Annotated in this window: 22 protein-coding genes; 13 read left to right on the plus strand and 9 right to left on the minus strand. The window is 56.9% G+C overall.

Annotated features, from left to right (window positions below; translation table 11 throughout):
* The first annotated feature begins 64 nt into the window (after nt 1–64).
* Nucleotides 65–628 (plus strand): OmpA family protein, encoded by a 564-nt coding sequence (locus tag PQU98_RS08690; protein ID WP_272744552.1) that lies wholly within the window; start codon nt 65–67, stop codon nt 626–628.
* A gap of 157 nt (nt 629–785) precedes the next feature.
* Here the strand turns inward: PQU98_RS08690 and PQU98_RS08695 are convergent, their stop codons facing one another.
* Nucleotides 786–2651 carry a sensor histidine kinase gene (locus PQU98_RS08695; RefSeq protein ID WP_272744553.1) on the minus strand — a complete coding sequence of 622 codons (1866 nt, stop codon included), beginning with the start codon at nt 2649–2651 and terminating at the stop codon, nt 786–788.
* Nucleotides 2652–2806: 155 nt separating this feature from the next.
* On the opposite strand from PQU98_RS08695, the gene PQU98_RS08700 reads away from it, so the two are divergent.
* Nucleotides 2807–3595: a sensor histidine kinase gene (locus tag PQU98_RS08700; protein WP_272744554.1), complete on the plus strand. Its 789-nt coding sequence runs from the start codon at nt 2807–2809 to the stop codon at nt 3593–3595.
* Nucleotides 3596–3633: 38 nt separating this feature from the next.
* Nucleotides 3634–4044: a SufE family protein gene (locus PQU98_RS08705; protein ID WP_272744555.1), complete on the plus strand. Its 411-nt coding sequence runs from the start codon at nt 3634–3636 to the stop codon at nt 4042–4044.
* Between the two features lie 5 nt (nt 4045–4049).
* Here PQU98_RS08705 and PQU98_RS08710 read toward each other — a convergent pair whose 3' ends face one another.
* The 6 genes from PQU98_RS08710 to cysK all read right to left on the minus strand — a co-directional run bounded on the left by PQU98_RS08710 (nt 4050) and on the right by cysK (nt 9211).
* A complete protein-coding gene (locus PQU98_RS08710) occupies nt 4050–4532 on the minus strand; it encodes a DUF6456 domain-containing protein (RefSeq protein WP_272744556.1) in 483 nt (160 codons plus the stop codon).
* Between the two features lie 104 nt (nt 4533–4636).
* Entirely contained in the window at nt 4637–5053 is a 417-nt protein-coding gene (locus tag PQU98_RS08715) for a helix-turn-helix domain-containing protein (protein WP_272744557.1), read from the minus strand.
* A gap of 271 nt (nt 5054–5324) precedes the next feature.
* Nucleotides 5325–5885 carry a motility/cell cycle regulatory protein MopJ gene (gene mopJ / locus PQU98_RS08720; protein ID WP_368408151.1) on the minus strand — a complete coding sequence of 187 codons (561 nt, stop codon included), beginning with the start codon at nt 5883–5885 and terminating at the stop codon, nt 5325–5327.
* Nucleotides 5886–6102: 217 nt separating this feature from the next.
* On the minus strand, nt 6103–6531 hold the full coding sequence (locus PQU98_RS08725) for a Ros/MucR family transcriptional regulator (protein WP_272744558.1): 429 nt from the start codon (nt 6529–6531) through the stop codon (nt 6103–6105).
* A 181-nt stretch (nt 6532–6712) separates the two neighbouring features.
* Entirely contained in the window at nt 6713–7951 is a 1239-nt protein-coding gene (locus tag PQU98_RS08730) for a DUF2336 domain-containing protein (protein ID WP_272744559.1), read from the minus strand.
* A gap of 294 nt (nt 7952–8245) precedes the next feature.
* Nucleotides 8246–9211, minus strand: coding sequence for a cysteine synthase A (gene cysK / locus PQU98_RS08735; RefSeq protein WP_272744560.1), 966 nt, complete (start codon nt 9209–9211; stop codon nt 8246–8248).
* A 231-nt stretch (nt 9212–9442) separates the two neighbouring features.
* Here cysK and chpT point away from each other — a divergent pair, with 231 nt between their 5' ends.
* The 3 genes from chpT (at nt 9443) to PQU98_RS08750 (ending at nt 12283) form a co-directional block, all read left to right on the plus strand.
* Entirely contained in the window at nt 9443–10141 is a 699-nt protein-coding gene (gene chpT / locus PQU98_RS08740; RefSeq protein ID WP_272744561.1) for a histidine phosphotransferase ChpT, read from the plus strand.
* A gap of 77 nt (nt 10142–10218) precedes the next feature.
* Nucleotides 10219–11856: a S41 family peptidase gene (locus tag PQU98_RS08745; RefSeq protein WP_272744562.1), complete on the plus strand. Its 1638-nt coding sequence runs from the start codon at nt 10219–10221 to the stop codon at nt 11854–11856.
* A 58-nt stretch (nt 11857–11914) separates the two neighbouring features.
* Nucleotides 11915–12283: a hypothetical protein gene (locus PQU98_RS08750; RefSeq protein WP_272744563.1), complete on the plus strand. Its 369-nt coding sequence runs from the start codon at nt 11915–11917 to the stop codon at nt 12281–12283.
* Between the two features lie 20 nt (nt 12284–12303).
* Here PQU98_RS08750 and PQU98_RS08755 read toward each other — a convergent pair whose 3' ends face one another.
* The gene (locus tag PQU98_RS08755) at nt 12304–13530 is read right to left on the minus strand and encodes a glycerophosphodiester phosphodiesterase family protein (protein WP_272744564.1); all 1227 of its coding nucleotides are present in this window, start codon (nt 13528–13530) and stop codon (nt 12304–12306) included.
* Between the two features lie 206 nt (nt 13531–13736).
* Between PQU98_RS08755 and PQU98_RS08760 the strand changes: the two genes are divergently transcribed.
* From PQU98_RS08760 to PQU98_RS08780, 5 genes are all read left to right on the plus strand, one after another.
* The gene (locus tag PQU98_RS08760) at nt 13737–16166 is read left to right on the plus strand and encodes a chemotaxis protein CheA (protein ID WP_272744565.1); all 2430 of its coding nucleotides are present in this window, start codon (nt 13737–13739) and stop codon (nt 16164–16166) included.
* Entirely contained in the window at nt 16163–16606 is a 444-nt protein-coding gene (locus tag PQU98_RS08765) for a chemotaxis protein CheW (protein ID WP_189484448.1), read from the plus strand. Before PQU98_RS08760 ends, PQU98_RS08765 begins: the two co-directional genes overlap by 4 nt.
* Before the next feature lie 28 nt (nt 16607–16634).
* Entirely contained in the window at nt 16635–17000 is a 366-nt protein-coding gene (locus PQU98_RS08770; RefSeq protein ID WP_272744566.1) for a response regulator, read from the plus strand.
* A 63-nt stretch (nt 17001–17063) separates the two neighbouring features.
* Nucleotides 17064–18284, plus strand: coding sequence for a protein-glutamate methylesterase/protein-glutamine glutaminase (locus tag PQU98_RS08775; protein ID WP_272744567.1), 1221 nt, complete (start codon nt 17064–17066; stop codon nt 18282–18284).
* Nucleotides 18281–19144, plus strand: a complete 864-nt coding sequence (locus PQU98_RS08780; protein WP_272744568.1) for a CheR family methyltransferase — start codon at nt 18281–18283, stop codon at nt 19142–19144. The genes PQU98_RS08775 and PQU98_RS08780 overlap by 4 nt, the downstream gene beginning before the upstream one ends.
* Nucleotides 19145–19222: 78 nt before the next feature.
* Here PQU98_RS08780 and PQU98_RS08785 read toward each other — a convergent pair whose 3' ends face one another.
* The gene (locus tag PQU98_RS08785; RefSeq protein ID WP_272744569.1) at nt 19223–20113 is read right to left on the minus strand and encodes a restriction endonuclease; all 891 of its coding nucleotides are present in this window, start codon (nt 20111–20113) and stop codon (nt 19223–19225) included.
* Between the two features lie 335 nt (nt 20114–20448).
* Between PQU98_RS08785 and ctrA the strand changes: the two genes are divergently transcribed.
* On the plus strand, nt 20449–21150 hold the full coding sequence (gene ctrA / locus PQU98_RS08790; protein WP_272744570.1) for a response regulator transcription factor CtrA: 702 nt from the start codon (nt 20449–20451) through the stop codon (nt 21148–21150).
* A gap of 241 nt (nt 21151–21391) precedes the next feature.
* The gene (locus PQU98_RS08795) at nt 21392–21910 is read left to right on the plus strand and encodes an arsenate reductase/protein-tyrosine-phosphatase family protein (protein ID WP_272744571.1); all 519 of its coding nucleotides are present in this window, start codon (nt 21392–21394) and stop codon (nt 21908–21910) included.
* The last annotated feature ends 5 nt before the right edge of the window (nt 21911–21915 follow it).

Below are 21915 nucleotides of genomic sequence, written 5' to 3' on the forward strand. Positions count from 1 at the left end.
TCTATTCTTTATGGTTAAGGCAAGACTGGGTTCGGGGAGACATAACGACCAGAGAGATTAATATATGAAACACTTTAAGCCTGTCGCCGCTCTTATTGCGCTCCCGTTGATGCTCAGCCTCACGGCCTGCGCCAGCCATAAGTATGTCGACGAAAAGATCGGTGCAGCCAACAGCCGCATGGATCAGCAAGACTCCCGCCTCACCCAGCTTGATGCCACCACTCAGGACGCGCTCAGCCGCGCTACGGCCGCGGGCAAACTGGCTGAGGGAAAGTTTGTCTATTCGGTGGTTTTGACCGACGATTCGGTAAAGTTTGACACCGGTAAGGCGGTTCTGTCCGATCAGGCCAAGGCGACCCTGACCCAACTGGCCGACCGCCTAAAGGCCGACAACAAGAACGTCTATCTTGAGATCCAGGGCTATACCGACTCGACCGGCACCGACGCGATCAATGATAAGCTGGGCGCTGACCGCGCCGACAGCGTGCGCCGCTTCCTGAACCAGCAAGGCGTAGCGCTTAATCGTATGTCGTCGATCTCCTACGGTTCCGCCCAGCCTGTGGCCGGAAACGATACGTCTGCGGGCCGCTCCGCCAACCGCCGCGTGGTGATTGTGGTTCTGTCGTAGGGCTCTAAAGCCAATACATAAAAAGCCTGCGTCCGGTTAGCATCGGACGCGGGCTTTTTTGCGTTGAGAAGCTTTACTTAAGAACTCCCCCTGAGGCAGGGGGAGCTTGAAATTAAACCATGTTTAATTTCAAGAGGGGGTTAATACAACGTTCCCCCTAAGACCGTGGCGGGCGGATGATAAAGTCGGAAAACCCGCCGGGATCGGCAATGTCGGCACGGGGGGCTTCGGACAGGGCGGAAAACCCTGAAGCGCGCGTCTGGGCAATGCGGGTATCAAGCGATGACCCATCACCATGATCGCCCGCGCTGACCGGGGCCGAGACGGCACTGATGTCAAGCTCACCGCGGGTTTGCGAAATGACCGGCAGGATAACGCTGACGCTGGTGCCGACACCGGGGCTGCTCTCAATCGTCATCGCCCCGCCGTGAAGGTGGGCCAGCGCCTTGACCAGCGACAGCCCAAGCCCGGTACCGCCCGCCTGCTGCGCGCTGGAGCCGCCCTGCTCATAGGGCTGGCCCAGACGGGTCAGATCCGCCGCAGATATACCGGTGCCGGTGTCAGTGATATTGATTTCAAGCTTATCGCTCCCGATCACATTCAGCATCAGGGTCACCTGCCCGCCGGACGGCGTAAAGCGCACGGCATTGGACAGGAGGTTAAGACATATCTGTTTCAAGGCGCGCTTATCGGCCTGAACCTCAATCGGCGTATGGGGCAGTACCGACTTGATGCGCACCCCGCCGCTATCGTCAGCAGACCCCGGTTGCAGCATATTCTGGGCCTGAGCCCTGACTATGCGCAGGGCCGCCGACACCGGTTCACGCGCGTCGAAATCCTCAAGCTTTAAGGTATATTTCTGAGCCTCGATCTTGGAGACATCGAGCACGTCATTGATCAGGTCGAGCACATGCTGACCTGATTCAAAGATCAATTGCGCATATTCGGCATATTTGGCCGACAGTGGCCCGAACATCTTCTGGCGCATGATATCGGAAAAGCCGATGACGGCATTGAGCGGCGTGCGCAGTTCATGGCTCATGCCCGCCAGAAAATCTGACTTGGATTGATTAAAGCCCTCAGCCTCAGTCTTGGCCTGCTCCAGCGCCACTTCGCGGCCATGCTGCAATGAGGCATCGCTCATGACCCCGTAGAGCCGCCCGTCCGGTCCGCGCCTCAGGCTCAGGTGCAGATAATGATCCAGCATGGCATGGGGGGTAAAGCCCACCTCAGACCGGCCAAGGCTTGAGGCCTGCTCCACCGCCAGGGCCACCGCCACCCGATCCGGCACATGAGCACACGCCGTCAGGCCAAGCTCCATCATGGTGCGAATATCAAGGCCTGCGGGTGCTTCGCCGTAAGCTGACAGCACCCGCCCGCCTTCGTCGAAACTCAGGATCAGGCACGGCTGTTCGGTCAGTTGGGTCAGCAGACGCTCATTGGCATCTTCGGCGTCCTGCGCCCGCTCGACCCGCGCGCGCAAGGCGGGCATCAGGGCCAGCGACAGGCCGACGCAAACGCTGAGCAGCGATAAAAACGATAGCCAGAACCCTTCCTGATCATCGGGGATGCGCACAGTCTGCGACACACTGATGAAGGTGGCGATCAGCAAACACATGAACGACAGACTGGCGCCGAGCGAGATCAGCACCCGCTGATTAAGCGCTACCGCCGCCGCCAGAGGCGCCACCATCCACACCGCCAACGGCCCGGCCACACCACCGGTCAGGCCCACCGCGATCAGGCTGCACAGGCTCCATATCCACAGCAGAACCTGACGGCGGCGGATGCTGTCGTGCGATAACAGAAAGATCGAACACAACCCCGGAATAGCGCCTGCGACCATTGCGCCGACCACGAACGAGGTGGCGGGCAGGAACAGCATCCCCGCCAGCCCCATGAGCGCCAGCGCCGACCAGCTCAGGTGCCACAGCACCACGCTCATGCGCAGGCCCCCTCGTCCGGAGGCGGCGGCGGTCACAGGTGGCGCAGGTTTCGACACATCAGGCATGGAGTTAAGCACATCACAGAATCTTGGGCATGACTACCGCCCATTAAGATTAACGGCGGGCATGTACCTTATTTTTCAACACCTGTGACATTAGCTAACAAACATACGCACAGCTAAACCTATCACTTATTAGGCGAAGCTTAAGCATGACGTGCTAAGGTCGGGCCATGTCCACGCCTTTGCGACACATTCTGGCTCACCAGACCGACGACAGCGCGCCTGTTGCCGATAGCGCCCAACGTACCCTGCCCGGCGATGATCCGGCTGATGGCGGGCGCGCATTCCTGCGCATGGTCAGCCATGAACTGAGGACGCCGCTGAATTCGATCATCGGCTTTTCCGAAGTGCTGCGTCACGAACATTTTGGCCCCTTAGGCTCGCCGCAATACCATGAATATGCCGGCATTATTCACGACAGCGGCCGCCGGCTTCTGGGGCTGTTTGATGATGTGCTGGAGATTGTGCGCCTGCAAGGCGGTAATGCTGACGTGATTTGCAGCCCCCAACAGGTTCTGCTGTGTCTGGAAGATGCCCTGCTGAGCCACGCCGGACGGGCCGAAGCGCGCAATATCCGCTTCAGCCTGCGCCTCAAGGACGAAAATTTAAGCGGTTATTTCGATGTCCGCGCGGTCGGCATCTGTCTCGATCACCTGATCGATAATGCCTTAAGCCACGCGCCCGAAGGCTCGCTGATCGAGGTCTCGGCCAAGGCGGTCGGTGACGATATCGACATCTGGGTGTTCAATGTCGGGGCAGCCCCCACAGCGGAAGAGATCGACCGGCTGATGCGGCCGTTTGAAATCGGCCCCAGGGCCCCCGGCCGCAGTCAGCCCGGCGCAGGCCTCGGCTGGGCGATCGTGAAACTCTATTGTCAGGCTATGGGCGGCGATTTTAAGGTCACGACCTCCCCCGGACTGGGCCTTAAGGCCATTTTGCGCTTGAAATCCCAGGCCTGAAGGGTCACATCCGGGGAAAGTATATAGGTTCCCTGCATATGTCTGAATTTACGTCACGTCTTGATGACCTGTTTGAAGAGTTTGAACTCTTCGACGACTGGGAAGAGCGCTACAAATACATTATCGATCTGGGCAAGGACATGGCCCCGCTTGAGCTTAACGAAAAGACCGAGGCCAATAAGGTGCGTGGTTGCGCCTCTCAGGTCTGGCTGGTGATTGATGAGGCGCCAGCCGGCATTTTAAAGTTTCGCGGCGATTCCGATGCCTTTATCGTTAAGGGCCTGATCGCGTTGCTGTCGCGACTGCTGAACGGTCTGGCGCATGAAGAGATTCAGGATTTTTCGATCCGCGACACCCTGAATAAACTCGGCCTGAATGAGGCCCTGTCGTCGCAGCGCACCAACGGACTGATGTCGATGGTCGAGCGTCTGAAGCACGCAACGGCATAGAACCTTTAAATACCGTAATAGATCGCCAGCCGCTCCAGCGCCTCACGTACCGCCAGCTTACCGTGTCCACGCGGCAAGCCGTAGTCGCGCTCCAGCACCGGCAGGGTAAGCCCCTCCTGCATCAGACGGCGGATCATGTCGCCCGCCGGATGCCCCAGATGACAGAGCGCCCCTTCATAGGCCGCCCTTGCCTTCAGGCGGAACATCGGCTCATCAATCCGTAACCGCGCCACATTGCTATCGGCGCCAAAGGCGTGCCAGTTGGTGCGTACATGATCGGTGCCATACCCGGCCAGATAGTCATGATGTAGCTTTTCAAAGGCCGACTTATGGCGGGGGGTTAAAAAGGCCGCACCGTTTTCGGCTTTCAGTCGGTTGAGGCTGGCTAATGGGTGGGCGCGACGTTCAGTATCGGCCCCTTTAGCCTCGTCCGGCACCTCTGATGAATGGGTACGATTTGCGGCGAACCCTTGCCAGAACTTCAACATGATTACCCCCAAAACCTGAAACCCGCTAAGGGTGCGCAACAGATAGCGATCTGCCCAACCATAGACGCTTATGGGTTAATTTTTTCAGAGCGCATAACCACCCATCAGCACATTATGGCCAGAGGTTCCGGGGCATTTTTCAGACACGCTTCCATCCTGTCCAGTTCGCGATCAATGACGCGGTCATCGCGCAAATCCTCAATCAGCCGACAGGCATGGCCCGCCGTCGTCCGGTCGCGCCTGAACGCCGTACCGATACGTGCCAGCGGCCACTGATAGGTAATATAGGTCAGATACATCGCCATCTGACGCGCCCGCGCAGCCCTGGCATTATTACGTGAGGCGGACATGATGTCGGCAGGCAGAATGCCCGTGGCATGAGATACAACATCAATCACAAACAGGGCCTTGGCATGATCCCTCATCGCCTGCATCTCAGGCTGCGTCAGCCGCATACCCGCAATACGAGCGGGCGCCCCTGATTTATCCCCTTTGGTTTCCAGAAATAACGGCACAGTCATAATCACACCATCTTTGTTGCCGCAGCCCCGTGCCGCAGTGAAGCCTCAAGCATAGGCAGGTCCAAAGATAGGAGGATAACTTTCCTATTTAAAGAAAAAAATAGGTAAATTTACCTAAAATAATTACAGCTAAAAAGTGTCAAATGACTCATTTTCATAACAAAACAATTAATAGGGGAATAATTTTAGGCATTAAGTCCTAATTGCATACGTAGCATATTCAGCCGACACAGGCACAGCGATTCGGTGGCAACCTTGTTAATTGCAGATATCAGGCGGCCCGGATCCCAGAGGCCACAGCGTCCGGTCGGCCAATCATGACGTCATGGCCCAGAATCATGTCGACCTTAACCCCGTCGCTGGCCAGTGGCAGGCGCAACCAAAACAGGCTTAAGGTCCGCGCCCCGCGCCACGCCATAGAATGCAGCCCGACATTGGGTTTGCGGGTTGTGGCGACCAGCGACAATTCCTCAGCCCAGTACATGGCTTCATTTATCGCATATATTTCATCGAAGGTTTTACCGGTGATCTCAGTGCCGTAGGCGCTGAACAATTCCGTTCCGGCCAGCCGCTGACGGAAGGCTTCCGGCGGGAGAATATGCCGGTCATCCGCCGGATAACTGCCGGAAACATCAATCAGGCTGATGGTCGGCAAGAGCTTGCGCAAGGCACACGGATCTATATCGGCCCGTGCGGGCAGCCGTCCCGGCTTACGAAGGCCCTTCCAGTAACGGAAGATGTCTTCGTGGCCGCGTAAAGCCGATGCCATTTCAGCCGCTATACCCGCCATAACAAAACGCGCCACTGCCCCTTTTGCACGGACAATACTCACTGTCCGTCAACCTGCCCCGAATCGCACGAATCACCAGTATCCGCGCACGATCAAAACGAATCACCTGAATTTACCTTCTCTTAAGGGGTGATTCTTTGGCAAGCAAAAAAGGGTTAACGCGACCTCTCTGATGGTAAAAAGACACAAAAAAGACGCCTTAATCTCAGTTAAGGCGTCTTTGGCATTAATTATCGATAGGAAGATACTGAGCCGGGCCCTACTTTGCAGCGCGGGTTTTGCGGGCCACCTGACGGCCGCCCTGACCCAGGCCCATCTTTTTGGCCAGATCCGAACGGGCCTTGGCATAGTTTGGTGCCACCATCGGATAATCCTTCGGCAGGCCCCACTTGGCGCGGTATTCTTCGGGCGACATATTATACTTGGTGCGCAGGTGGCGTTTCAGGGATTTGAACTTACGGCCATCTTCAAGACAAACGATATGATCAGAAGAAATAGATTTCTTTACCGAAACCGCGGGCTCTTTCGGCGCTTCGATCTTCGTTTCTTCGCCACTGGAAATGCTGTTGAGCGCGGCATATACATTCTGAATAAGTGACGGCAACTCACTGGCCGGTACAGAATTATTGCCAACATAGGCCGAAACGATGTCTGCCGTCATATCAATGGTGTCTGTCTTGCTGTCCATTACACAAATCCTGTGGCTTTGCCAAAACAATATAAATCTAAGGTTGGCTTTAACTAAGCCATGACTTTTGATTATTCAAGTGTTCGCCAGAAAAAATATTCACATCATGGTGAATGTGAACAGACATTACTTATGAAATCCTGTGCGTCCTAAGGTCACATCAGTGATGGCCTGAAAATTTTCAAGTTTTCATGTCCTGTGCAAAAGCCAGCATAGCCGCACGTTCCGGGACACTTAAGGCCTCAAGCTCAACATCTTCGCCTTTGCTCAGAGCCCTGATGATTGTAGCACTCAACGCTGAAGACAAAGACCAGTTCCAGTAACGCAATACGGTTTGCGCCCGATCGGTCGCCAGCATGTCGTAGGTCAAAAGCACGTGCTCAAGCTCCGGATGATCCGCCCCATCCGCCATCTGTGCGGGCCGACGCAGGGCCTTCCACAGGGCGCGCAGGGATGATTTGGGCAGGCCTGTTGCCTTACACAGCACCGCCAGCGGCTCTCCGCCCCGGTCACGCAGAATTTTGGCACCGGTTGAAGGTTTGATGCCGGCAAGGTAAGATATCTCTTCGGCCAGATGGCGGGTCATGCCCTTACGCGCAGCCTCATCAATGGCCGCATCCAGGCTGTCGAACGGGCTGCGCGCCAGAGCCGCCCGGTTGCGCTGACGTCGCTCAATGAACTGAAGCGCCTTCCGCGACAGGGCATCCTGCCAGCCTTCATCGGCAGCCATAGCAAACACGTCGGAGGCCGCGTCCTGCATCACCTCGCGGTTGACGGCAAAGCGGCTCAGGATCACACGACGCACGTCGGCGTCCGCCCACCAGAACATGACATAGGCCGAACTGGGCCGCATTTCCGAACGCTTGATAACCAGCGGGATCAGTTGCGGCTGGGATTGACTTAAGACCACCACCGCCTCAACGGCCATTTGCGATAAGGTGGCGCGGGTGTTTTTCAAAATGACTTCTATGACCCGCACATCCTGCTGTTCAATCAGGATTTCGCTCAGGATGGGCGCCAGATTCTTGCGCGCCGCCAGCATCATCCGGTGCGCATGACTGCCATTACGAGCACAATAACTGAGATCAGAGTCGTTTAAGGTCTCGCACTCTTCGATCAGGGCGCGGGCGACGTGCACATCATCAACAATCAGGCGGCGCACCAGTGAGTTCGGCACCTCGGTCAGATGGGACAGGCGACGCGCGACGCGGGCGCGGTCTTCGATGCCAGCCTCACTGAGCATTTCGACCAGCAAATCGGCCGTCACCGCCCGCTCAAAGGCATTTATCCGACTTTCCGGCAGACAGACTACATCCGCCAGCCGCTTAAGCAGGGTCTGACGCGACGGGCTCACAGGTATTGGCACGCCGGCCGCTTGCGCATCCAGATCTTCGATGTAACGGGACTGAGACTCAGACATGCGCCATCATGCCCCGTCAGGCGTTAATCTTTTGTTATGGAGGGTAAACGCTTCTGATTAATCGTAGAGCGAAGCCAGAGATGTTACCCCCCTCTTCTGTTTAAGCCGACTTAAACAGAAGCTCCCCCTGCATCAGGGGGAGTTCTCAGAGGGACACCCTTTACAATCCGTCAACTCGTAAATCGTGAGATTTGACCGGGCGGCCGGAGCCGACAAGTGCCAGGCGTCGAGCGCCGCAGGTACACTTAGTACCTGCAAGCGATGACAACGCCGCAATTGTCCAAAGACCGCGATTTACAGGCCGTCAAAGAGGGCGGTGGAGAGGTATCTCTCGGCAAACGACGGGATAATCGCTACGATCGTCTTGCCGGCATATTCATCGCGTGCCGCCAGGCGGAAGGCGACCTCTAACGCGGCACCGGACGAAATACCAACCGGCAGGCCTTCGGTGGCGGCAGCTTTGCGGGCCATCGCAAAAGCGGCATCGTTGGAGACCGTTTCCACCCCATCAATCACACCGCGATCAAGGATACCCGGCACAAAACCGGCGCCAATGCCCTGAATCTTGTGCGGGCCAGGCTCACCACCCGACAGGATGGGCGAGGCTTCGGGTTCAACGGCGATCATCTTAACCGAGGCCTTTTTCTCTTTCAGGGCCTGACCGATACCGGTGATCGAGCCGCCGGTGCCGACGCCGGAGATGACCGCATCGACCGCACCATTGGTGTCATTCCAGATTTCCTGAGCTGTGGAAATGCGGTGAATATAGGGGTTGGCGTCATTTTCAAACTGCTGCGGCATGACCGAGCCGGGTGTCGTTTCCAGAATCTCCAGCGCCTTGGCAATCGCACCGCGCATGCCTTTTTCGGCCGGGGTCAGTTCAAGCTGCGCACCCAACAGCGCCAGCATCTTACGGCGCTCCAGCGACATCGATTCCGGCATACACAGGATCAGCTTATAGCCCTTGGCCGCCGCCACAAACGCCAGCGCGATGCCGGTATTGCCCGACGTCGGCTCAACGATGGTGGCCCCCGGCTTCAGCTTACCCGAAGCTTCCAGCGCCTCGATCATCGAAATGCCGATACGGTCTTTGACGGATGACAGCGGATTGAAGAACTCAAGCTTGGCCAGCACATCGGCCTTAGCGCCATATTCCTTCGACAGGCGCGGCAGGCGCACCAGCGGCGTATCGCCCATGGTGTCGAGGATGGAATCGAAAATCTTACCGCGGCCAGAACGCGACAGTGTGGATTCGGACATGGAATGAACCTCCGGTGGTCTTTAATTTGGTAATTCGGTTGTGATGTGATTACCGCACAAACCCAAACGGGTAAATGCAAATCGGGGTGAAACAGGCCTGTTACCGGGGAGCGCGTGCTGTTACCGAGACAAACCAAACTGAATTTTGACCACCTTATCGCTTAAAATGTTTGCTGATAAGGCAAATCACCTCACATATGGCGTCAAAGAATCTAAACTAAGGATATGGGCATGACCTTCCCTGAAGCCACCGTAGCCGACACAATTGATGCCGCCGAGGCCGAGACCGCGCCACCTAACGCGCTGCCCAATCCTCATGAACTGGCGACCCAGTTGATCGCCAAACTGTGTCACGATTTTATATCGCCTACGGGTGCGATTGTGTCCGGCCTTGACCTGCTTGAGGACCCGTCCGCGCAGGACATGAAGGAAGATGCGATCAACCTAATCAAGGCGTCGTCGAAAAAGCTGGTGTCGATCGTATATTTCGCCCGCGTGGCCTTTGGCGCGGCAACCACTGCCGAAGCCTTTTCCATTAAGGAACTGCGCAAAATTCTGGATGATATCTTCGCCTCCATGCGCGCCACGCTCGACCTCAGTATCGATGATGAGATCGTACTGGAAAAGCCGGTGGCCCGCGCTCTGGTCAATCTGGCCTATATCGCCGGCGGGGCCTTGCCGCTGGGCGGGACGGCCAAAATCGAGATGGAAACTGACGGCGACGCCATAAGCTTTACCGCCGTGTCCACCGGCAAAAAGGCCCGCCTGAAACCCGAAGCGGTTGAAGGCTTAAGCGGTGATCCGCTCGGTGACGGCCTGTCGGGGCAATGGATTCAGCCCTTCTGGCTCAACAGCGTAGTCAAGGAAGCGGGCGGCACCCTCACATTCACGGCCGAAGAAGACCGGCTTGAGATCGTTGTGAAGATGTAAAGCACCCACTCGCGGGGATTTGACTCTTCGGCAACCTGCGGTATCGTCCGGCTGATAAGGTTCGGGGGACAGAGTTCATGTTTTGCTTAAAAAAAATCGCCACCCTTGGGCTGATCTTTGCTGCGACGGCGCTGACAGGATGTGGCGGCGGAGGTGGCGGTGGTGGCGGCACGACAGGTGGAGGATCTGTTCCTCAGCCCGCGGGTTGGGTATCGGGCGTATTCTCCGCCGCCAGCACCTTTAAGAACCAGTGCCAGACCGTTCGTACCGGCGTTGACATAGAGGGCAATGCCTATCCCGACCGGGCGGGCACGGAATTGGCCGAAAAAAACTGGCTCAGGTCGTGGACGCGCGAAACCTATCTGTGGAATACCGAAGTCACCGACACTAACCCCGCAAACGGCGGCACGCGCACCGAATATTTCGCCACGTTGAAAACCTTAGCGCTTACGGCGTCCGGTGCGCCCAAGGATCAGTTCCATTTCAGTGAACCGACCACCGAATATCTGGCGCGGCGCAATGCGGTGGCCAGTGCCAGTTACGGGGCGGAATTTGCCATTTTATCGGGCAGCGTCCCGCGCGATGTGCGCGTGCTTTATACCGACCCGAACTCCCCGGCCGAAGAGATGGCGGGCGGCCAGAAAAAGCTCATTCGCGGCACGCAAATCCTGCGCGTCAACGGCATTGATCTGGTCAACGGGGGCAGCACTGAGGCGGAAATTAACATACTGAATAACGGCCTGTTCCCCCCTGCAACAGGTGTGACGACGACGATGGAGGTGCGCGATCCCGGCACAACCACCACCCGCACTATTACCCTGACCGCCCAGAACCTTAGCGCCAAGGCCGTCAACCGCACCCGCGTCCTGCCTGATGGGGCGGGCGGCAAGATCGGCTATGTGTTGTTCAATACTTTTAGTCCGAATGCCAGCGAAGCCGAACTGGCAGGGGCCATGACGACCATGCGCAACGAAGGGGTGCGTGATATGGTGCTTGACCTGCGCTATAATGGCGGCGGGTTATTAGCCGTGGCCTCGCAACTCAGCTACATGGTCGCCGGTGATGCGCGTACCACCAACCGCAATTTTGAGAGCCTGCGTTTTAATGCCCTGGCCGGAAGCCGAAATCCGGTCACGGGGCAGGCCAATAATCCGGTGCCGTTTTACACTACCGGCCTAGGGTTCAGTCTGGCGCAAGGCACGGCCCTGCCGACGCTGAACCTGCCGCGGGTGTTTGTGCTGACGACCGATGCGACCTGTAGCGCCAGCGAAGCGGTCATCAACGGCCTGCGCGGCATTGGGGTTGAGGTGGTGCAGATCGGCGGGCGCACCTGCGGCAAGCCCTATGGTTTCTACCCGCAGGACAATTGCGGGGAGACCTATTACACCATTCAGTTTCAGGGCGTGAACCATGCCGGTTTCGGTGATTATGCCGATGGCTTTGTGCCGGCTAATGCCGCAACCTCCACCGGCGTTAAGATCGCAGGCTGTTCAGCCAATGACGACCTGACGCGCGAACTGGGCGACAGCACCGAAGGGCTGCTTAGGGCCGCGATCGGTTATGCCACAACGGGTGCGTGCCCGACCCCGCCGCCGGTCGCGACCTCTGCGATCCAGAGTGGTGCGTTCAGCAGCCGTAATGCGGGCGGGTCGCTAAGGCTCGAAGCGCCGGAAAAAGGGATCATGGACACCAACCGCGACATGACGATGAGATAATTTCGTTTAACGCGATATTATAGACACTTTTCGGCATATCGCTTGAGGGAGACGAATGATGAGGCTCACAAAACTGGCTTTGGCGGCCTTGGCGTTGGGATTGAGCGCGTGCCAGACAAATGCCGGACAATCGGCTGCCGATCAGCCCGCAAGCGTTGATCTGAGTGTCGCTGAAACACGCGCGGCGCTGAGTGTCGCTCTGGCCAAGGCCCTCAATCGCGGACGGATTGAACTTGGGGTCACGGCGACGGATCAGACCTCAACCGTCACCGTTCTGCCCCCGCCGCTGGGGCCGCATGAAACTCACTCGACCGCTGTGCCGATCCGCTTTGATATCATCCGCCGTAAGGGGAAATGCCTCGCCCTGCGCGCCGATGATGGCTCGGTTCACACCATGTCAGGGGTAAGGTGCGAGACGGTAAAATAGTTGATGGGCTGCCGGTAGCCTCACCTCATCCCCATGCAACTGGCATAGTAGCTGACCGTGGCGGGCCAGTCGCTGAAGACGCCGGTCACACCGACATCCTGAGCCAGCACATGAAGTACCGTGTAATAATCCCCGCTGGTACGGATAGCTTTTGACACGCTTTGGAAATACCAGCCGCCGCCATCGGTCAGCGGGCCGGAGCGTTCCAGCGTCCAGGCGATGATCTTGATATCGGCGGCCTTAAGGGCCTTGGCCAGCCGCGACGGCACAATCCGGCCAGTCTCATCGACGGTCAGCAAAAAACTGATGGCAGGGGCGACATAGTTGATACCCTCGGCCTTAAGCGCCACCGGATCAAAGCCCCAGCTTTGCGGGTTCATGCCGTCCAGCCCCGGAATGGAACCGTCATCAATCAAATAGACCGCCTGCGCCCCAAATTGCGGCTCACGGGCAATCCAGTAGCGGATATCGGCAATATCAAAACTCTGCGGCCAGACGTCCTTCGGGGGAATGCCCGCCGCCTTATAGTCATCAATCAGTTTTTGGGCATAGGCCTCTCGCGAAAAACCATCGAACGGCATGGCCACGACCGGGGTTTTCAGCTCAGGCGTAAATTTGGCCCCCAGCGACCGGAACAGGGCAATCGATTCTCTGTGAGTCATCGTCTGTGCCGGTTCAGTCGCATAAAGATCCGTGCGCCAACCGGGCGTGCCGGCCAGATAGGCCTCAACCGTCTTAGCGGTCGGATCGGCGCCGTCCATCTTGGGCGTCAGACTTTGAAATTCGGCGAGTGTCAGATCAGACGTACGGCATTCGGCGCGCGCGGGCGTCTGGCCTGATGCAGGGACGAACGGTTGAGTGCATTTGGCCGCCAGATGGGTCACAAGGATGTTGGTCGTCGTGTGCAGATCATCATGCGCATGGCGGCAAACCAGCGCTTTATCCTTGGTGAAGGCCACATCACATTCCAGAATCCCCGCCCCCTGCCAGGCTGCAGCCCGGTTGGATTCGACCGTATGCTCCGGAAACATCAGCGGCGCGCCGCGGTGACCGATAGAAAAAAGTGTACGGTGCACCGGCTTGCCAATGCAGTCTTTGAGTTTTTCTTTAAGCGGCCCTTCGGGCAGTTTGTCGATAAGGTAAAGAGGCCGTACCCCGACTTCGACCGGGATATCGTCCGCCACCGCGGGGATGGCAACCATCAGGGTCAGCGCTAAGCCCGCGCTCGAAAGCTTTAAAAGCGACATCCGTATCCCCTTGATTAAAATTTTGATGTAGCAAGTGCAGATGACGCCGCAATGACGCCGTCTGCAGACCTTTTAAAAGAGTATTCACACCTCATTAATCTTTTGCCAACGGTCTCTTAACCAAACCCTGTCTATACAGTTTATCCGGGGCCAAGGTGCGTCTGAGTAGGACGTGCGGCTTAAAGAGTAACCTGACGGGGTATGCTGTGGACGATTTGATTGCTGAATTCCTGACCGAGACCGCCGAAAGCCTTGAGGTGGTCGATAGTGAACTGGTCAAGTTCGAAGCCAACCCGAATGAGCGCAAGACGCTCGATAATATTTTCCGGCTGGTGCACACCATTAAGGGCACCTGCGGGTTCTTAGGGCTGGGGCGCCTCGAAGCGGTCGCCCACGCCGGTGAAACCCTGCTGGGCCGTTTCCGCGATGGCAAGCTGGAGGTTACCTCCGATGCCGTAACGCTGGTGCTGCATTCGATCGACCGCATCAAGTTCATCCTGTCGGGTCTGGAATCGACCGGCAATGAACCGGACGGCGACGATCACGACCTGATTTCGCAACTTGAGGCCATGGCCGAAGGTCAGGCCGTTGATATCTCCGCCGTGCAGGCCATCGATGTGCCTGAGCGCTCTCTGAACGGTGAGATCGAGCCCGCCGAACTGAATATCCCCGCGGTCTCCACCGCCGCCGCTGCCGCTGCCGCCCCGTTGCAAGCCGGCGATATCGACCCCGCCACCGGTCGCGCCCTGCGCCCCGGCGAAGTGTCCGAAGCCGACCTTGAGGCCGCCTTTGCCGCTGCCGAAGCGCCAGATTGGATGAACGAAGCCGTCGCCGACGTCGAGCCGGAGCTTAGCGTCTCCGAAGTGGCACCGGCCCCGGTTGCCGCCGCGGCACCTGTGGCCGCCAAAGCCGCCCCCGTCGCATCTGACGCCCCAGCGCCTATGATGGGCGAAGATGGTGCCGGTATCGCCACCACCCAGTCGATCCGCGTGTCGGTTGACGTGTTGGAAGGACTGATGACGCTAGTGTCGGAAATGGTTCTGACCCGCAACCAGTTGCTGCAAATTTCGCGCAACCGTGAAGATTCCGCCTTTGCCACCCCATTACAGCGTCTCTCGACCCTGACCGGTGAGTTGCAGGACAGCGTGATGAAAACGCGCATGCAGCCGATTGGCGCGGCGTGGAAAAAGCTGCCCCGTCTGGTACGCGACCTCAGCCACGAACTGGGTAAGAAGATCGACCTTGTCATGGACGGTGAAGGCACCGAACTTGATAGACAGGTTCTGGAACTGATCCGCGATCCGCTGACCCACATGGTGCGCAACTCGGCTGACCACGGTCTTGAGCCGACCGCTGAGCGCATCGAACTGGGTAAGCCCGCCAACGGTACGGTCAAGCTGTCGGCCTTCCACGAAGGCGGCTATATCGTTATCCGCATCGCTGATAACGGTCGCGGCCTCAACACCGCCCGCATCCGCGAAAAGATCATCGAAAAGGCGCTGGCCCCGCGCAACGAAGTCGAAGCCATGTCGGATCAACAGATCCACCGCTTCATCTTTGCACCCGGTTTCTCGACCGCCGCCAAGGTCACTAACCTGTCGGGCCGCGGCGTCGGCATGGACGTGGTGCGCACCAATATTGAGCAAATCGGTGGCCAGATCGACCTCGTGTCGATCATGGGTCAGGGCACGACCTTTACCATCAAGATTCCGCTGACCCTGGCTATCGTATCAGCCCTGATCGTCGGTGCCGGTGGTCAGAAGTTCGCTGTGCCGCAAACCTCGGTGATGGAACTGGTTCGCACCGGCGCCAATGCCGAGCACAAGATTGAAAAGATCAATGACGCGCTGGTCTTACGCCTGCGCGACAAGCTGTTGCCGCTGGTACAACTTGGCCCGACCATGCAGCTTGAGGCCGCCCAATCTGAGGACCCAACCTTTGTTATGGTCATTCAGGTCGGTGAGCGCCGTTATGGTCTGGTGGTCAACGATGTTCTCGACACCGAAGAAATCGTGGTTAAGCCGCTGGCCGGAATCTTACGCTCCGTTCAGGCGTTTTCGGGCGCCACCATCCTTGGTGACGGCTCGGTCGTGCTGATCCTAGATCCGAACGCCCTGTCGGAATATGCCGGCAACATCATTGATGAAAAATCAGCCGAAGACGGTGAAATCGTGGTCGCCTCGGCGGAGAATGAAAAAGTGGCCATGCTGCTGTTCAAGGCCGGTTACGGCGCGCCCAAGGCGGTCGAACTGGCGCACATCACGCGCCTGGAGCACATCGAAGTCGAAAAGATCGAGCGCATGGATGGCCGCGCCGCCCTGCAATATCGCGGCAAGCTGATGCCGATCCTCAACGTCAGCGAAGGCTCTGGCCTTATGGCCGAAGGTATTCAGCCCCTGCTGGTCTTTACCGGCGAAGGTTACGCTATGGCGCTGGCGGTCGATGAGATCGTCGATGTCGTCGAAGATTCGCTGTCCATCGAACTGTCGCCGGATCGTCAGGGCGTTCGCGGTACGGCGGTTGTCGCCGGTCGCGCCTGTGAAATCCTCGATGTCGATTACTACCAATTCCGCGGTCTGGCTGAACATGCCCGCAAAACCACTACTGAGTCCGACGCTGGAAAGGTCGCCGCATGAGCATCCGTGATTATGTAACCCTGCGTGTCGGTGGTCAGTTGTTTGGCGTCGATGCCGCCCGTGTCCATGATGTGTTTCACCCGCGCGGCTTAACGCCTGTGCCACTGTCACGCTCTGAAATCGCTGGGGTTTTAAACCTGCGTGGCCGGATCGTTACCGCCGTCTGTGCCCGCCGTCGTTTGGGTCTTGGCCCACGCGAAGAGGGCGCACCTGAGCCTCTGGCCATTGGTCTTGAGGTTCACGGTGACTCTTATGGCCTCGTGATCGATTCCGTTGATGAAGTCCTGAAACTGGATGACGAAAAGTTCCACGCCGCCCCCGGCAATCTTCCGCCGCGCTGGGCAGAAATAATTGTCGGCGTTTATCAATTGGAAAAGGAACTTCTGATAGTGTTGGACCCACACACGCTTTTGGATGCCGGGCATCTTAAGGCAGCCTAGTTTAGCGTAATTTTAGGGGCTTTTTAGAATGAAAACCTGCCTTGTTGTTGATGACAGCCGCGTCATCCGTAAAGTCGCCAGACGTATTCTGGAAAACCTTCAGTTTGAAGTGCTTGAGGCCGCCGACGGTCAGGAAGCTCTGGATGCCTGTAAGGCGGCCATGCCGAACGCCGTGCTGCTGGACTGGAATATGCCGGTTATGGACGGGATCACCTTCCTGAAGCACCTGCGCAAGGAACAGGGCGGCAAAGACCCGATCGTGGTCTTTTGCACGACCGAGAACGATCTGTCCCACATTACCGAAGCCCTGACCGAAGGGGCCTCCGAATACATAATGAAGCCCTTTGATGGCGACATTCTCGAAGCCAAATTCCAGGAAGTCGGTCTGATCTAGGCGTTTTTACAACGCCTATTTTTTTCACGGTAGCCGGTAACCATAATATGAAACAAGCCTCATATGTCAGCTAACCCCAATCCTGCGGCCTCGTTGCGGCCCCTGAAAATCATGATCGTCGATGACTCGGCGGTGGTGCGGGGCCTTGTCACGCGCTGGATCGAGCAGGAATCAGACATGGTTCTGGCCGGTTCCGCCACCGACGGGGCCAAGGCGGTCGAACGCGTCAAGGACATCCAGCCCGATGTGCTGATCCTCGACATCGAAATGCCTAACATGGGCGGCCTTGAAGCCCTGCCCAAGCTGATTGCCGCAAAGCCGGGCCTGAAGGTGCTGATGGCCTCGACGCTGACGACCCGCGGGGCGTCAGTCACCATTCGTGCGCTGGAACTGGGCGCGGCGGACTATGTTCCGAAGCCCGATTCGTCACGCATTGGCGGGGCAGACGGGTTCCGCACCGAACTGCTGACCAAGATACGCGCCCTGTGTGGCCGTACCCGTTTGTGGCCAGTTCCCCCAAACTCAGGGCCGCCATCAGCGACGCCTGATACCAGGTCTGAAACCGCGCGGCCATCGTCACTCGCGCCGTCACCATCGCTGGCACCATCACTGGCCCCCGCACCGCGCGCGACCAACATCACCCCGCTAAAAACGGGACATGTGGCGGCCCCGATGCTGCGCCCGCGTACCGGCCCTAAGCGTATCGATCTGCTGGTGGTCGGCTCTTCGACCGGTGGCCCGCCAGCCTTACGTAATTTCCTGCTGGCCCTTGGGCCTGATTGGAAGATCCCGGTGCTGATCGTACAGCACATGCCCGCGACCTTCACCACCATTCTGGCGGAGCATCTCGATAAAGCTCTGCCGATGACCGTGCGCGAAGCCAAGGACGGGATGCTGATTGAATCGCGCAATGTCTATATCGCTCCCGGCGACTGGCACATGACGATTAAGAACGACCCGATCGTCAAGCAGATCAAGCTCGATCAGAGCGCGCAGGTTAACTGGTGCCGCCCGGCGGTCGATCCGTTGTTCCGTTCCGCCGCCGAAGTCTACAGCCACCATGCGCTCGGCGTTGTACTGACCGGCATGGGCCATGACGGCCGCGACGGCGCACAGGCGCTGGTTAACGTAGGCGCCACCGTGATGGCGCAGGACGAAGCCTCAAGCGTCGTCTGGGGCATGCCGGGTGCGGTCGCCGAAGCCGGCCTTGCTGAACTTATTAAACCTATTGAAGGGCTGGCGCAGGCCTGTAAGACTTTTGCGCGCGGGGAAAGACCACAATGACACCTGAAGACATCGAACATCTGGCCGCCCTGCTCAAAGCCCGCTCCGGCCTCATACTGGGCGCGGATAAGACCTATCTGATTGAAAGCCGTCTGGCCCCGATCGCCCGTAAGGAAGGCTTTGCCAATGTCGCGGGCCTGCTGACATCGTTGCGCACCCGTCGCGATGAAAAGATCATCCACGCCGTGGTCGACGCCATGACGACCAACGAGACCTTCTTTTTCCGCGACAAAACCCCGTTCGATCAGTTCAAGTCCGACGTCCTGCCTGTCTTTGCCAAGTCACGCGTTTCAGGCGACATCAAGGTATGGTGCGCGGCCTGTTCGACCGGCCAGGAACCCTATTCACTGGCCATGATGATGGATGAAGCGCGCGCTCAATATCCGCGCATGAATCTGGACATCACGGCGACCGACATTTCTGAGCGTTGTCTCGAAAAGGCGCAAGCCGGGCTCTATACCCAGTTTGAGGTTCAGCGCGGTCTACCCATCACCATGATGGTCAAGAACTTTGAAAAGGTCGACGAAATGTGGCGGATTTCGCCCAAGATGCGTCAGGCCGTTAAGTTTCGTAAGATGAACCTGCTGGATGATCTGCGCGGTCTGGGTCGGCTGGATGTCATCTATTGCCGCAATGTGCTGATCTATTTCGATCTTGAGACCAAAAAGCGCGTGCTGGAGCAGATGGCGACCATGCTGGCCGACGACGGCTACCTGTTCTTAGGGGCCGCTGAGACGGTGCTGGGCATTACCGATGCGTTTAAGCCTCTGTCGGGTATGCGCGGCATGTATGTAAAGAATATGGCGGCTAATGCCTCCCTGCGTCCGTCCATGCCCCTGCGCGCGGCGGGTGCGGCGTAAAGCCAATCGCGCAAAAGTCCCTCGCCTGACGGCTCAGTGTACTTTTGCGCGTCTCATTCAGAAGCCTCGGTGTACATACTAAAGGGTGTTGAACCATTCTGTCTGGACGCTAACGCTCTCGATCATTTCAGTTTTTACACCAAGTTGAAGTGATTTAAGCAGAACGCATAGTTCTTCACCGTCGATTAAATCTATGGCCGGTGCACCGTCTCGGCTAGCTTCTTTACGAGCTTCCGAGGTGAAGGTGCCCGTAGTAATAAATAGGCCCTTGTCGCCCCTGCCAATCATAGCACCGCGGAAATCGCGAATATGACCCGCTCCTACGCTTCCCTGGTAGCGCTTACATTGGAATGAAACATGGAACGAAATTAAGTTTACTCGATAGATTCCCACCCCATCAATTCCACCATCACCACTTTTACCGGTCACTTCCACCTTAGTGAAACCGTTTTCTCTGAGTATACGTTGGCATAAGCGCTCGAAAGATGATGGTGGAATATTCTGGACAGCCGTAAGAAGTTGATCTTTCCAGTCAATTATATCAGTTTCATTAGGCTCTTCTAGTTTGAGATCCTGAACCTTTGCTTTTCCAGAACCTTTCCTATTACTGTAACTAAGCTTTCTAATTGCCGCCGGTATTTTTGCACAATCTGCCTCTGTTAAACTTTCACCTTTTTCTAAAAGAACCCACACTCCGCGACCTGAACTGTTTATAGCGTCGTACTTTTTGAGGTATGTGCGCGCCCAAAAAGAGTTATATTCCAGCTTACCTTTATTATGACCGGTCATCGGCACTTGCTGAATTTCTTCAGAAAAACCTTCATTCTCAATGATTTTATCATAAATTTCTTCGTTTGACCCGGAACCACCTAATGCTCGCAATGCTTTTAAGGTAGGCCAAATCAGCCTGTCATAAGTAGGAACATCGACGCTCAAGCCGTTTTCAATTACGTTTTGCAATCTCGCCATGCTTTAAGCCCCCAGCTTTCTTACAGATTTAAATGGAAATGACATTTAAACCTTAGTCATTAGCAAGCGAAATAAATACATTCCACCCACTCCAAGTTTCACCCGCGGGGGTTCCCCGCTGTGTGATTCAAAAGACTCAGTGCCAAAAAATGCACATATTTATCCTGTTAATAAATCGAATCGTTGACTCCCGACTCTTGTCGGTGAGTCGCAAATCACTTTACGAATCAATCTTCGGGTAAGCTTAACGAATCTTAAGGGATTTTCGTTTTAGCTTGTTAACGAATGGTTTGGGCATGTCGCCCCAACCTCGTTCCCAACGCCGGAGGGGCTTGATGCGAGTACTACTTATTGAGGACGACAGCGCGACCGCGCAGAGCATCGAACTGATGCTCAAGTCAGAAGGTTTTAACGTCTATACGACCGATCTGGGCGAAGAAGGCGTGGATCTGGGTAAGATCTATGACTACGACCTGATCCTGCTCGACCTCAGCCTGCCTGATATGTCAGGCGTAGAAGTGCTGCGTCAGTTGCGCGTGGGCAAGATCAATACCCCGATCATGATCCTGTCGGGTACGTCGGAAATCGATACCAAGGTGAAGACCCTGGGCAACGGCGCTGACGACTACATGACCAAGCCGTTCCACAAAGACGAAATGATCGCACGTATTCACGCTGTGGTCCGCCGCTCCAAGGGCCATGCCCAGTCGGTGATCAAGACCGGCGACATCATTGTCAATCTGGACGCCAAGACCGTCGAAGTGTCAGGCAACCGCGTGCACCTGACCGGCAAAGAATATGAAATGCTGGAACTGCTTTCCCTACGCAAGGGCACGACGCTTACCAAGGAAATGTTCCTGAACCACCTGTACGGCGGCATGGACGAGCCTGAGCTTAAGATCATCGACGTGTTTATCTGTAAGCTGCGTAAGAAGCTGGCCGTGGCCGCTTCGGGCAACCACTATATCGAAACCGTCTGGGGCCGTGGCTATGTGCTGCGCGATCCGTCCGAAGTCGGCGGCATCGTCGCCGCCTAAGCTACGGATAAAGCCATAGAGTTATCGCCTTACCTGCGGGCAAGGCGACTGAGCGCCCGTCGGCCCCTCCCGACGGGCGTTTTTCTATTTTACGCGCATTGTTTCCAAAAACCGCTTCACACTTTTTGGTATGCGCTTTTGCGTTTAATTAACCGTGTCTGTAAACCTTAAACTAAACCCATTCATGTAACTTCGTTATATGGGCAGGTTCCCGAAAACAAATAAGATGAGGGTCAGGGTAATGGGTTTTCAGTCGTTTAAAGTCTTGTTTCTGTGTGAGCATAATTCGGCGCGGTCGATCATGGCTGAGGCCCTGCTCAATCGCTTAGGCGCCGGACGGTTTGAAGCCTATTCAGCCGGCATCACGCCTGCCGCCTCTGTCAGCCCCTATGTCATGAGCGTGCTGCAAAAGATCAACTACACCTTGTCGTCTCTGTCGCCAAAGCCGGTCAGCACCATGACCACCGAGGATGCGCCGGTATTCGATTTTATCTTTCGCCTGTCACATCATTTGCCCGCCGATGGTCACTGGCCTGATTTCAAAGGCGATCCGATGGTCATCGACTGGTTCCTGCCCGACCCAAGCGACATGAGCGACTCCAAAATCCGCATCGCTGAGGCCTATGCCGATATGTTTGCGCGCCTGTCGAGCCGCGTCGACGCCATAGCCTGCATGTCGGTTGATACCCTGAATAACGCGCTGAACCTGCGCAACCGTCTGGAGCGCATGGGCGAGGAAAGTTTCCGTCTGGCGTCTTAAGCTAT

The organism is Asticcacaulis machinosus (assembly GCF_028550435.1).
GTDB lineage: Bacteria > Pseudomonadota > Alphaproteobacteria > Caulobacterales > Caulobacteraceae > Asticcacaulis > Asticcacaulis machinosus.